11 protein-coding genes and 1 pseudogene are annotated in these 13,091 nt (G+C 43.4%); 7 read left to right on the forward strand and 5 right to left on the reverse strand.

What is annotated here, in order from left to right:
• Positions 1 to 169: 169 nt before the first annotated feature.
• Positions 170 to 382, reverse strand: a pseudogene (locus tag KI659_RS18580) (DUF6364 family protein); the annotation flags it as partial.
• A gap of 63 nt (positions 383 to 445) precedes the next feature.
• Between KI659_RS18580 and KI659_RS06395 the strand changes: the two are divergent.
• Together KI659_RS06395 and KI659_RS06400 are read left to right on the forward strand one after the other, a co-directional pair.
• Positions 446 to 1,222: a Rossmann-like and DUF2520 domain-containing protein gene (locus KI659_RS06395; protein WP_213944530.1), complete on the forward strand. Its 777-nt coding sequence runs from the start codon at positions 446 to 448 to the stop codon at positions 1,220 to 1,222.
• 174 nt (positions 1,223 to 1,396) lie between these two features.
• Entirely contained in the window at positions 1,397 to 2,269 is an 873-nt protein-coding gene (locus tag KI659_RS06400) for a geranylgeranylglycerol-phosphate geranylgeranyltransferase (RefSeq protein ID WP_213944531.1), read from the forward strand.
• Between the two features lie 60 nt (positions 2,270 to 2,329).
• On the opposite strand, the gene KI659_RS06405 is transcribed toward KI659_RS06400, so the two are convergent.
• Positions 2,330 to 2,941, reverse strand: coding sequence for a Uma2 family endonuclease (locus KI659_RS06405; RefSeq protein ID WP_213944532.1), 612 nt, complete (start codon positions 2,939 to 2,941; stop codon positions 2,330 to 2,332).
• A gap of 148 nt (positions 2,942 to 3,089) precedes the next feature.
• Here KI659_RS06405 and purN point away from each other — a divergent pair, with 148 nt between their 5' ends.
• The 4 genes from purN (at position 3,090) to vapC (ending at position 6,105) form a co-directional block, all read left to right on the forward strand.
• Positions 3,090 to 3,647 (forward strand): phosphoribosylglycinamide formyltransferase, encoded by a 558-nt coding sequence (purN, locus tag KI659_RS06410; RefSeq protein ID WP_213944533.1) that lies wholly within the window; start codon positions 3,090 to 3,092, stop codon positions 3,645 to 3,647.
• A gap of 135 nt (positions 3,648 to 3,782) precedes the next feature.
• The gene (gene purH, locus KI659_RS06415) at positions 3,783 to 5,309 is read left to right on the forward strand and encodes a bifunctional phosphoribosylaminoimidazolecarboxamide formyltransferase/IMP cyclohydrolase (protein WP_213944534.1); all 1,527 of its coding nucleotides are present in this window, start codon (positions 3,783 to 3,785) and stop codon (positions 5,307 to 5,309) included.
• Between the two features lie 164 nt (positions 5,310 to 5,473).
• On the forward strand, positions 5,474 to 5,710 hold the full coding sequence (locus tag KI659_RS06420; RefSeq protein WP_213944535.1) for a hypothetical protein: 237 nt from the start codon (positions 5,474 to 5,476) through the stop codon (positions 5,708 to 5,710).
• A 2-nt stretch (positions 5,711 to 5,712) separates the two neighbouring features.
• The gene (vapC, locus tag KI659_RS06425) at positions 5,713 to 6,105 is read left to right on the forward strand and encodes a type II toxin-antitoxin system tRNA(fMet)-specific endonuclease VapC (RefSeq protein WP_213944536.1); all 393 of its coding nucleotides are present in this window, start codon (positions 5,713 to 5,715) and stop codon (positions 6,103 to 6,105) included.
• A 43-nt stretch (positions 6,106 to 6,148) separates the two neighbouring features.
• On the opposite strand, the gene KI659_RS06430 is transcribed toward vapC, so the two are convergent.
• Together KI659_RS06430 and ileS are read right to left on the reverse strand one after the other, a co-directional pair.
• Entirely contained in the window at positions 6,149 to 6,793 is a 645-nt protein-coding gene (locus KI659_RS06430) for a lipoprotein signal peptidase (RefSeq protein WP_213944537.1), read from the reverse strand.
• 72 nt (positions 6,794 to 6,865) lie between these two features.
• Complete coding sequence (gene ileS, locus KI659_RS06435; protein ID WP_213944654.1) at positions 6,866 to 10,252, reverse strand: isoleucine--tRNA ligase; 3,387 nt, start codon at positions 10,250 to 10,252, stop codon at positions 6,866 to 6,868.
• 244 nt (positions 10,253 to 10,496) lie between these two features.
• On the opposite strand from ileS, the gene KI659_RS06440 reads away from it, so the two are divergent.
• Positions 10,497 to 11,645, forward strand: a complete 1,149-nt coding sequence (locus KI659_RS06440; protein ID WP_213944538.1) for an AAA family ATPase — start codon at positions 10,497 to 10,499, stop codon at positions 11,643 to 11,645.
• Here the strand turns inward: KI659_RS06440 and dgt are convergent.
• Positions 11,642 to 13,024 carry a dGTP triphosphohydrolase gene (gene dgt / locus KI659_RS06445; RefSeq protein WP_246535306.1) on the reverse strand — a complete coding sequence of 461 codons (1,383 nt, stop codon included), beginning with the start codon at positions 13,022 to 13,024 and terminating at the stop codon, positions 11,642 to 11,644. The two genes, KI659_RS06440 and dgt, sit on opposite strands and share 4 nt — an antisense overlap.
• Between the last annotated feature and the right edge of the window lie 67 nt (positions 13,025 to 13,091).

Raw genomic sequence — 13,091 nt, forward strand, 5'->3', positions numbered from 1 at the left:
TTTTGCTGTGGTATTAGAAGAGTTGACGACAACCCAAAAACAGGTCTTAGAGAAGCTTTAAGGCCTACCACTCCGTATCCACTCCCATTCCTCTTCGTTACCACTCGGTTTTTAGACGGATTGGGTAGAGAGTGAAAATGGGTTGTAGACCTAGTGATATGGGGCTGGATTAAAGGAATATATTCTTAATAGTTATTGAATAGTAGGTTTTACATATAGCCAAATATGCTGGAGAATAGAATGTAGGTTGGGATGGGGTCGGAAGGTCTTTTGGTTGGGTAAGCGCATCAAGATAAGATTTAACCATTTTTGGCAAACTCACCTGATGATCCTGAGCATATTCCTTAGCTCTTTCTATCACCTCTTTATCGAGTTTTAAAGTTAATTTGGCATCCTAGGGGCTGTTAAAATGTATTTCACAACAGAAAATTCCCTAAATTCAACCATGAATTTCAAGATAGCAATTATAGGTACAGGAAATGTGTCTTGGCATTTGGCCTCGGCTTTTGAGGATGCAGGACATGAGATCACCGAAATTTATGGCAGAGATATCGACAAAGCCGAACTGTGGACAGAGCGGGTGTACCAGGGAGAGGCTACGGATAGCCTGGATTTTACGGATAGCCAAGCCGAAATATTTGTGTTGGCAGTAAGTGACAGTGCCATTTCGGATATTGCAGATCAGATCATTCTCCCTGAAGACAGCATTTTGGTGCATACTTCAGGCAGTGTGCCTTTGGAGGTCCTTGGCTACAGTTCTGCAGCCTATACCGGGATTTTTTATCCACTCCAGACTTTCACCAAAGGCAAAGAAATTGATTTTCACCAAGTGCCCATATTGCTGGAATCTGACGACTCGGATACTTTGCGCAAACTCAAGAAACTGGCGCGGTCCATTTCCCCGCTTCAGTATGTGGTGAAATCAAAAGACAGGCTGGCTTTGCATATTGCGGCTGTTTTTGCCAGTAATTTTACCAACCACATGGTTCGGATTGCCGAGGAGTTGATGAACCGGCAGGGATTGGATTTTGAAATGCTCAAACCCCTTATCATAGAATCTATGACCAAAACCCTTGAACTCGGTGCCAAACGGGCCCAGACAGGTCCCGCAAAAAGGGAAGATATGGATACTTTGGAAAATCACCATAGGTTCTTGGCCTTTAATGAAAACATAGCTGAAATTTATAGGGTAGTGAGTCAGGATATTATTGATAGCAATTGATATTGTATGAGTACTAGGTACATATAGTAAATGGCGTTATTTTTAGCCCTCTTGGGTTTTTATATAATTGTGATTGGTTTTCGTGCAAATTCGTGAGCCTTGGATTGGACCTTACTGGATATTTTAATTTTGGTAACCCGCTGATTCAAATAGGGTTTTTTGTAATTTACAGGCATGAAAGTACAGCGGCGGGCTAAGAAGTTTACGATGGAGGCATTTTGGAAGATCATTAGACCTGCCAATCTGCTGATAGTGGCGTTGGCGCAGCTTTTGACCGCCTATTTCCTAATTGAAGAAACCCGGACGGGCATACCTATACTTCAAGATCCAAATCTTTATCTTATCATCATTTCCACTGTTTTGCTTACGGCATCAGGGTATATGATCAATGATTATTACGATGTAAAGATTGATTATGTAAACAGGCCCCATGAAGTGGTGGTGGGCAAAGGAATGCGCAGACGGGTAGTGATGACCTTGCACACCATCTTTAATTTTACCGGGATAGGGATTGGATTTTTAGTCAGTCCCAGGATCGCCATAATCAATTTCTTTGCGGCATTTGTGCTCTGGCTTTACAGCAACACACTAAAGAGAATGCCTTTTATAGGCAACCTGACCGTGGCGCTGCTGGGAGGGATGGCCATTTGGATCATCGGGTATTATTACCAAACCACCAAGCTATATGTGCTCACTTACGCTATTTTTGCGTTTTTCATCAATCTGATCAGGGAAATCATCAAAGATATCGAGGACCGACAGGGCGACCGGAAACATGGCTGCCGCACCTTGCCCATTGTAATCGGCTTCAGGGCTACCAAAAAGGTGATATTTGCCATTGCGGGATTATTCGTGATGTCTATACTTGTGGTCACCTTCAAGGTGGGCAGTGACCTGCTGTATTTCTACTTTGGTGGCTTGAGCATCCTGTTTTTTTATTTTATGTATAGAATATATTATGCGGATAGGAAGAAGCATTTTACCCAACTCAGCCTCCTGGCTAAAATCTTGATGCTGACGGGGATTTTGAGCATGGCGTTTCTTTGAGATAAGGGTCACGCAGACGCTTAGACGTATAAGAAAAAGTCTTATTGAAGGGCTATGATTTCAACCCTCTGTATATTTAAAAATATCCTTTAAATCCAGTTGAAAACCATGGATTGTTGTTGAACTCACCGTGTGACCGATGGTAAAAAGCCTTGAAGGTATGAATTTGCCATCAGTGAGGGTATAAATCAATAAAGTCTGTTCTGTGGGGTGGATTATCCAGTATTCCTTTACACCACATTCCTCATAGATATCAAATTTATGAATAAGTTCCTTTTGGTTATTTCCGGGAGAAAGGATTTCAATGATCAAGTCAGGAGCACCTATGCAACCTAAATCATCCAGCTTTGAAGGATCACAGACCACACAGATATCAGGTTGGACCACAGTGGTGATGTCTTCGGCTTTTTGGGATTTGATTGGCAACCTTACATCAAACGGTGCAATGAAAATGTTGCAGGCTTTATCATCAAGGAAATCTGCTAGCTTTCTTGCAGTTTCTAGGGCCACCTCTTGATGAATCCTTCTAGGTGCAGCAGCTTGCCTGAAAATTTTACCCTTGATCAGTTCCACCATTGAATCCATTTCCCATGTCAAATAATCGGCATAAGTATACCTGCTGTATGAGGCGTCAGGTTCTTTGAGGATATTTTTCTCACCCTTTGTTTTCATTACTTTAATTTACCAAAATTTGATTTAAAAATTGGTACAAAATTTAAATTGTAAGATGGTTGCTTTGATATTAGATAAAGATGATAAGTTTCTCTCCTGTGCCCATTTTTCTTAAATTTGTTTCTATAAACCTTTTTATCCTTACGTTTTGAAAAAAATAGCCATCCTTGCCTCGGGCAGCGGCACTAATGCCGAGAAAATCATCCAATACTTCCAGGATTCCGAAAAGGCCAAGGTGGCTGTAGTGGCTTCCAATAAGAAAGATGCCTTTGTGCTTGAAAGAGCAAAAAAATACGACATCCCCACTTTTCATTTCGATAAATCCGATTTGGAGGAAGGGCTCGTAGGCGATCAACTTGCCAAGATGCACGTGGATCTGATTGTTCTGGCGGGATTTCTTTTGAAAATACCCGATCAGCTAGTCCAGGATTTTCCCGATAAGATCATTAATATCCATCCGGCCCTATTGCCCAAGTATGGTGGGAAGGGTATGTATGGCATGAGGGTGCACCAAGCCGTAAAAGAAGCGGGTGACGCTGAGACTGGCATCACCATCCATTATGTCAATGAAAAGTATGATGAGGGAAGGGTGATCTTTCAAGAAAGCGTGGAACTTAGCCAAAATGACGATCCGGAGTCCATTGCCGAAAAAGTCCATGCCTTAGAACACAAATATTTCCCGAAAGTCATAGAAAGCCTGCTTTAATGAGTTGGTTTTTTTACCTTTGCATCTTAAAATTTAACCGCAGAGGCACTGCGTTAAGTTATTTCTATTTATAAATAAAAAGACCGCTTGATTAAGGTTTAGAACCTTTGTCACCTTGCGGTAAATAAAAGAAACATGGCTGTTAAAAAAATCCAATCCGCACTCATTTCTGTTTTTTATAAGGACAACCTTGAGCCCATCGTGGCTTTGCTTAAAGAGCAAGGGGTGAAAATCTACTCTACGGGTGGCACCCAGAAGTTTATCGAAGAGCAGGGAGCCCAGGTTACCGCAGTTGAAGACCTTACCGGTTATCCGTCCATCTTTGGAGGAAGAGTAAAAACGCTTCACCCGATGGTTTTTGGGGGGATTCTACACCGTAGGAATAATGATGGGGACAAAGATCAGGCTGCCGAATATGGCATTCCTCCTATCGATTTGGTCATTGTGGATTTGTACCCATTTGAGGAAACAGTTGCCTCTGGTGCCTCTGATGCGGATATTATTGAGAAAATTGACATAGGGGGTATTTCCCTGATCAGGGCTGCAGCCAAAAACTTCCAGGATGTGACTATCATCGCCTCCAAAGACCAATATGGGGAGTTGGAGGAGAGGTTGAAAGCCAACGGTGGCGGGACCACTCTGGAAGACAGGAAGTATTTTGCCGCACAGGCATTTAAAGTGTCATCCCATTATGACACCCATATCTTCAATTACTTCAACCAATCAGAGGAAATTCCGGCCCTCAAGGTTTCAGAATCCAATGCGAAAGCTTTGAGGTATGGTGAAAACCCCCATCAAAAGGCTCATTTCTATGGAAAACTGGAAGACCTGTTCGAGCAGTTGAACGGCAAGGAGCTTTCTTACAATAATTTGGTGGACGTGGACGCGGCGGTTAACTTGATCGCTGAATTTGAGGGGGAAACTGCTTTTGCCATTCTTAAGCATACCAATGCCTGTGGCGTGGCCACCGGGTCATCTGTTCAGGACGCATATAAAAAAGCATTTGCTGCCGATACCTTATCGGCATTTGGCGGGGTGTTGATTACCAACCAAAAGGTTGATTTGGCTGCTGCGCAGGAGATGAACAGTCTTTTCTTTGAAGTGCTTATTGCACCAAGCTTTGATCAGGATGCCCTGGATCTGCTGAAAGGAAAGAAAAATAGAATCCTACTTGAGCAGAAGGCCAAACTGGAAGGTACCAAGCAGATCAAGACGTTGCTAAACGGCATAATTGAGCAGGATAAGGACCTTCAGACCGAAACCAAAGCAGACTTCAAGGTGGTGACCAAAAAGGCGCCAACTGAAGAGGAAAAGGACGCATTGGTTTTTGCAGCGAAAGTTTGTAAGCATACCAAATCAAATACAATTATTCTTAGCAATAGCAACCAGATGTTTTCCAGCGGTGTTGGACAAACTTCAAGAGTTGATGCCCTTAAACAAGCTATCGAAAAAGCCAAGCATTTCGGGTTTGATCTCAACGGCGCGGTGATGGCTTCTGATGCTTTCTTCCCTTTCCCTGACTGTGTGGAAATTGCTTCCAAAGAAGGGATTTCGGCCGTGGTGCAGCCAGGTGGGTCTATTAAGGATCAAGACAGCATAGACTTCTGCGATGGCGAAGGAATGAGCATGGTGCTGACAGGTGTAAGACATTTCAAGCATTAAGATTATCCTCAATTTAGATGAGTTAGTTAGGAAAGCACCTCGGGAAACCGGGGTGTTTTTTTTTATTTAAATGTTTTGGGGGCCTAAGAGATAGGGTTTATTAATTCAAGAATCTAAATCTCAAAATTATTTGTTAATTTAAGGTAGTTTAAATGTGTCTGATTATGGAAACAGATAAAATAGATATGGCGGAAAACATCTTTAAAATGGTTAAAGATTTGGGCCCTGATGTCAAACTTGATTTAATTAATAAAATTAAAGAGTCTTTAAAAGATTCGGATAAAACAGATGATTCTTGGAAGAATTTATTTGGGGCTTGGAAATCGGAAGAGAGTGCGGAAGAAATAATTGAGGGTATTCGAGCGAATAGGTATACTAAGCGTGATATAGAAGATTTATAAGGATGTATTTGTTAGACACTAACATCTGTATTTATTTTTTAAAGGGAAGATATGAGCTAGTTGACAAAATGGAGCTGGTAGGATTTGAAAATCTCTTTATTTCAGAAATAACTGTTGCGGAATTAAAATATGGTGTAGAGAAAAGCTCTAATCCAGAAAGAAATAAGCCTATTATTGACGGACTTATAGCCAGATTCAAAATTCTTCCAATAATCAGTTGTTTGGATATTTACGCCAAAGAAAAAGTAAGGTTAAATAAAGAAGGGAGAACCATTGATGAATTGGATCTTCTTATAGGGGCCACGGCAATTGGGAATAATTTGACCTTAGTGACAAATAATGAAAAGCATTTCAATCGCCTTCAAAATATAAGGGTAGAAAACTGGACAAAATAAGGGATAAAAAAACCTCAGCTTCTGCTGAGGTTTACTATTTTGATCAAGATTCTTTAAGAAACTGTTTCTGGACTTCATCTTCTTCTTCTACATCTCTTTCGGCTTGTGCCTTTTCGTGTTCGAAGAATCGGGTTTGGAAGATTAGGATTATGGCTACTCCTACAAAAATGGCTGCATCTGCCACGTTAAAGATCGGCCAAAGCGCCGTATAGCTGCCTCCCCATAGTGGAACCCACTCCGGGATAAAGCCTTCCCAAATATCAATGTAGAACATGTCTACCACCTGCCCGTGAAACCACGGGGATGGTGCATTGTAAGGGGCGTTTTGAAGTAGTACGCCGTAAAATATACTGTCAATCAGGTTGCCAATGGCTCCACCTAGGATCATGGCTATGCAGACAATATAGCCCACGTGAGCCTTCTTATCTATCAAATAATATAAGTAATACCCTATGCCGAACATGGCAACTAATCGAAAACTGGTAAGAATCAACTTGCCATATTCGGATCCAAGCTGCATGCCGAATGCCATGCCCGGGTTTGTGGTGTAATGGAGCTTGAACCAGTCGCCAATCACTTTGATCTGGCCCGGGGTACCAAAATCCATTTGGTAGTGGACTAGTAATTTGACCACCTGGTCGATGATGATCACCAACAAGGCAATGCCAAAATATTTTAAATACTTCATAAGGTCTCTTTGCGTGCTTCTCAGGGATGCAGGGCCAATATACTTTTTTATTTTATCAAATGCGGAAAAGACCTAAGCCTTTTCCACCTTAACCGTTAATTCAAAGTCATCCATGTCCAAAATGGTTCCCTGCTCCAGGTTGCCATTTACACTCAAAGACAGGGCCTGAGTTTCCTCCTGAATGTATTTGGAGAAGTTTTCCAACGCCTGATTTACATGGTCCTCATGCTTAGCGACTTTGATGTTAATCTTGTCCTGCACTTCAAGGCCCATATCTTTCCTTAAATTTTGGATCCTGTTGACCAAGTCTCTGGCTATGCCTTCCTGCTTCAATTCTTCCGTCAAAGTTACGTCCAAAGCTACTGTAACCCCATTTTCTGTAGCCACAGACCAGCCCGGAATGTCTTCAGAAGTAATGAGAACGTCTTCTAAGGTAAGGGTGACTTTATCCCCTTCCAGATCAATGAAAATGGCACCGTTTTTCTCAATTTCAGCTATCTCATCCTTGCCCCACTTGCCGATCGCCGCAGCTACCAGCTTCATTTTAGGGCCGAACTGCTTACCGAGCTTAGCAAAGTTAGGTTTAACATTTTTTACCAAAATACCAGAAGTATCATCGATGTATTCGATATGTTTGATGTTCACTTCTGCTTTGATCAATTCCTCCACATGCTGGATCTGGGTTCTGGTTTTTTCAGCCAAGATCGGTACAAGGATTTTTTGTAATGGCTGCCTTACCTTGAGTTTTTCCTTCTTTCTTAGGCTGTGAACCAACGAGCAGATGTCCTGAGCCAGCTGCATACTTTGTAAAAGATCCTCATTGATCAATTCCTCATCAGCTTTGTTCCACTCGGTAAGATGGATGGATTCAGGGATGCTTTGTCCTGCATCACGGGCTCCGGCCGTTAGGTTTCTAAACAACCAGTCCGAATAGAATGGTGCAAATGAGGACATCAATTGGGAAAGAGTCAATAGACATTCATAAAGTGTTTCATATGCCGCCTGCTTATCGTGGTTGAGGTCGCCTCTCCAGAATCGTTTTCTTGCCAGCCTTACATACCAGTTGGAAAGTTGGTCAACGGTAAAGCCCATAATAGCTCTAGTGGCTTTAGTAGCGTCATAGTTGTCCATGGCGTTTTCCACCTCTTGGATCAATGACTGGAGTCTAGAAATGATCCACCTGTCCAATTCAGGTCTCTCCGCCACGGCAATCTTTTTGGATTCGTCGTAGGTGAAAGAGTCCAGATTAGCATAAAGGGCGAAGAAGTTATAGGTGTTTTGGAGGGTTCCAAAGAAACGTCTCTGTACCTCACCCACACCGTCAAGGTTGAATTTCAGGTTGTCCCAGGGATTTGCATTGGAAAGCATATACCAGCGCAAAGCATCCGGTCCAAATTCTTTCAGGGTTTTGAAAGGATCAATGGCATTGCCAAGACGTTTGGACATCTTGTTGCCATTTTTGTCCAGTACCAAGCCGTTGGCTATTACGTTTTTGAACGCCACACTGTCAAATAGCATCACTGCCAGTGCGTGCAGGGTAAAGAACCAGCCCCTAGTCTGATCCACGCCTTCCGCGATGTAATCAGCCGGATAATTGGCTTTAAAGATATCCTCGTTTTCGAATGGATAATGCCATTGCGCATAAGGCATGGCTCCAGAATCAAACCATACGTCAATTAGGTCTGGCTCTCTTAGCATTTTTTCTCCGTTGGAAGAAACTAAGATCACATCGTCTACATAAGGCCTGTGCAGGTCCGCTTCCCCATTGGGAAATGGGGAGGCGCTCATAAATCCTTTCTCAATTGATTTTGCGATTTCTGCGTTTAGCTCATCGATAGAGCCAATGCATTTTTCCTCAGAGCCATCCTCTGTTCTCCAGATCGGAAGAGGTGTTCCCCAGAACCTTGAACGGCTAAGGTTCCAGTCAACCAGGTTTTCCAGCCAGTTACCAAATCTACCGATCCCGGTCGATTCCGGCATCCAGTTGATGGTCTTGTTTAGCTCAACCAATCTTTCCTTGTAGGCCGTGGTTTTTACAAACCAGCTTTCCAAAGGATAGTAAAGGATAGGCATGTCTGTTCTCCAGCAGTGTGGATAGCTGTGCTCGTATTTTTCTACCTTAAAGGCCTTATTTTCATTTTTTAGAATGATGGAAATGACGATGTCGGTGTTTTTATAATCCGCGGCACTCTCATCATCTTTGGTGTAATTCTTTACATAAAAATCATCGGCGCCAAATTCCTTATGGGCCGCGATGTTATGCTCCTTCATTTTGGCCGCCAAGTACTCCCCTATTACTGGTAGAAACTTTCCTTGTCTGTCCACCACTGGGATATCTGTTCCGTTTTCATCCTTCACAAACACACCTGGAATGTTGTGGTGCTCCAATGTTCTAAAGTCATCCGCACCAAATGCTTTGGCCAAGTGCACGATACCCGTACCGTCTTCGGTAGTCACGTAATCTCCAGAGATGATGGTGTAGGCAGGATGTGGCAACTTGATTCCCTCGATCGGGAAAAGCGGTTCGTACTCCATGCCCAGTAGGTCTGATCCTTTCAGTTCCTCTTCCACATGGTAAGGGATCAACTTGTCTCCAGGCTTGTAATCTTCTATCTGTATATCCTTGGCTTTGGCGTTGAAATAGCCGCTCATTCTGGCTTTAGCCAGGATTACCACTTCAGCTTCAAAAGTGTAAGGGTTGAAGGTTTTTACTTTTACATAATCCAGCTTTTCGCCAATGGCCAAAGCCGAATTTGATGGAAGTGTCCAAGGAGTGGTGGTCCAGGCTAGGATATAGGTGTTTTCCTCACCTTTTACCTTGAACTGGGCGGTAATTGAGGTGTCCTTCACATCCCTGTAGCAACCTGGCTGGTTAAGTTCGTGCGAACTCAAGCCTGTGCCTGCCGCAGGAGAGAAGGGTTGTATAGTGTAACCTTTGTACAAAAGGTCCTTGTCATAAAGTCTTTTCAGAAGGCTCCAAAGCGTCTCAATGTACTTTGGGTCGAAAGTGATGTAAGGATCATCCAAATCCACCCAATAGCCGATCTGCTCGGTCATCTGGTCCCACTCATCTTTGAATCTCATCACCGTTTCCTTACACTTCTTATTGTATTCCTCTACGGTGATTTTTTTGCCGATATCTTCTTTGGTGAGCCCCAGCTCTTTTTCCACCTGAAGTTCCACGGGCAGACCATGGGTGTCCCATCCGCCTTTTCGCTTGACCTGGTAGCCCTGAAGGGTTTTGTACCGGCAAAAGATATCCTTTAGGGTACGGGCCATCACGTGGTGGATACCAGGAGTGCCGTTTGCGGAAGGGGGGCCTTCAAAAAAAGTAAAGGTCTCCGCACCTTCACGGTTGGCAACTGATTTTTTGAAAATGTCATTTTCTTTCCAAAACTTCAACACACTTTCCCCTATGCCGGGGTAATCCACTTGCTTGTACTCCTGATATGTTTTCACGTTGTTTTCTTTTGCTAAGTCAATAGGTTGGGAAGCTAAACTTCCATCATTCAACATCTTAAGAAAGGCTTCAATTCCCTAATCCTTTCAAAAGCAGGCACAAAGTTAAGGTTTTTAAGGGTTAAATGGGAGTTAATAAAAGGAAAATTGAACATTGTAAATCCCGAGGAAAAGGATTACCTTTGATTATACCATTTGGTATAATACCAAAAGGTATAATACCAAATGGTATAAAAATTTAATTATGGATCAGTCACCTTTCAAATATGGCGTCACCGTGTGCCAAATGGCTTTCACTGACCGGGAAAAGGATGCCAAAAAGCTTTATGATAACCTTACCCAAGGGATAAACACCATGCTGATTTCTCCCCGGCGATGGGGGAAATCCTCGTTGGTGGAAAAAGTCGTGAAGGATATCAACAAAAAAGAGAAGCGGATCAAAACCATCGTGATCGATTTGTTTTCGGTGGGAAGCGAGGAAGAGTTTTTGGAAATGTTTGCCAAAGAAGTCATCAAAGCTTCTTCCTCCAAATGGGAGGAGTGGGTAGTGGCCGCCCGTAAGTTCTTCAAGCAACTGGTACCGAGAATTAATATGGGGGTGGACCCTTTTAGGGACTTCAGTCTGAGTTTTGACTGGGAGGGGCTTAGGCAGCATCAGGAAGAGATTTTAAACCTTCCCGAAGAATTGGCCACCCAGAAAAACATCCAATTTATTATTTGTTTGGATGAATTTCAGAACCTGGCCTCTTATCCAGATTATGAAATATTGGAAAAGAAGATGCGTGCCCATTGGCAAAGGCACAAAAAAGTGACCTATTGCCTATATGGAAGCAAAAGGCATATGATGACCGATATTTTTAACAATCCATCTAAGCCGTTTTACAGGTTTGGGGATATAATGCTTTTGCAGAAAATCTCCACGGCCGACTGGGTGAGCTTTATTGTCAAGAGCTTTAAAAAGACTGGAAAAACTATTGACAAGCAGATCGCCACGCTGATCCCTGAGTTGATGAAGGACCATTCCTGGTATGTGCAGCAACTGGCGCATTACACTTGGCAGCTGACAGGGGAAAAAGCCGAAAAATCATTTGTATACAAAGCGTTGGAAGAGTTGATTTTTGCCAATACGCCTTTGTACCAAAAGGAGGTAGAGGTACTCAGCCCCACCCAGCTGAATCTGTTGAAGGCTGTGGTACAGGGGGAGCATCAACTGACCAGCACGGCGGTAATGGAGAGGTACAGGCTCGGCACTCCGCGCAACGTTTCCAAGAATAAAACTATCTTATTTAACAATGATGTGATCCAGGAAACCGGCTCAGGTTATGAGTTTTTGGACCCTGCCTTTCAACTTTGGTTTTTAAAGCAATATTTTAGAAAAGACTATCTGCCCTAGGCTCCCGGTAGGGAAATTCCCTTAACTTTTCTATAAAGGGATAGCGCATATTTATCAGTCATGCCTGAAATGAAGTCCACCAGTCCGCGGAGGATGGCATAAGCATCTGAGCCGTCATATTCATTCAGGTCCATTGCTTCGGGGAGTAGGCGCAAGATGCTTTTATCCTGCCCGGAGTATAATTCAGGTTGGTAAAATTTATGATAAAGGGCTTTGGAAAATACATCCAGCAGTCCTTCCAGCACTTGAAAGCCCGCGGCTTCTTTTTCCAAAACAGGCTTGCTTCTATAGATTTTGGCCACCGAGATCCGCGAGATTTCCTCCAGCGCTATGGCAGATGGGATATAATCAGTCAAGGCCTGGTCAAAGGTCCCTTTTCTGATAGCCTCTTCTTTTTCAATAAAGGCATCAGCTGTTTCCCTGACCAGCTTATTGATGGCCATGGCTCGAAGGATGGCAAGTTTCTGTGAAGTGCCTTTGTATTCTTTCAACTTTTCTTCAGAAAACCTGTCTCCCAAGATGGCAGCAAACATCCTTATGCTTTCCTCCAGGCTTACCAATCCCAATGTACAGCCGTCCTCCAAGTCAATGATGCTGTAACAGATGTCATCGGCGGCTTCGACCAGAAAGGCCAAGGGGTGTCGGAGCCAAACCTGAGGCCTTATCTCCGTAATTCCCAAATTGTCGGCCAGCAGGGAATAGTAGGCAAGTTGATCGTGGAAAAATCCGAATTTCTTTTGGCTTCTCCTCCCCTTTTCTGGATCGGGAAGGTCAGATGGTCTTGGGTATTTTGTAAATGCCGCTAGAGTGGCAAAACTTATCTTAAGTCCACTGTTTTTGGCGGTAAGCATGCGGAAACCCTGTGCATTCCCTTCAAAATTGACCATGTCGGCCCATTGGGAAGCGGAAAGGTGACCTTTCCACTGTTGACCTTCTTGGTGGAATTTGAAGAAATCCGAAATGGCATCTTCTCCGGAGTGGCCAAATGGAGGATTGCCTATATCATGGGTCAAAGCTGCTGCAGCGACTATGGCACCAATATCCGCTGATGTAATGCCTTGCTCTGAAAGGGTCGGGTAGGTTGAGAGCAAATATTCGCCAGCGATTTTTCCCAAGGAGCGCCCCACGCTGGAAACCTCTAGGCTGTGTGTGAGCCTGGTGTGTACAAAATCATGCTCCGGCAAGGGGAAAACTTGGGTCTTGTCCTGCAGGTTTCGAAAGGGTGCCGAGAAAATGATCCTGTCATAGTCCCTTTCAAATTCACTTCTGGAGTTGTCAAGTGTGGCTACCTGTTTGTCTTTGAGATCAAAACGTCCCGGTTTCAATAAGTTTTCCCAATTCATCATGCCCAAAAATAGGGAACTCTTTGCTAATCTCATTAATGAATTAGGAATTCGGGTGGCATGAAACTTGTGCTGAGCCAAAAAGTTTTAAAAAATTACCAAT

Source organism: Litoribacter ruber (assembly GCF_018449405.1).
Lineage (GTDB): Bacteria > Bacteroidota > Bacteroidia > Cytophagales > Cyclobacteriaceae > Litoribacter > Litoribacter ruber.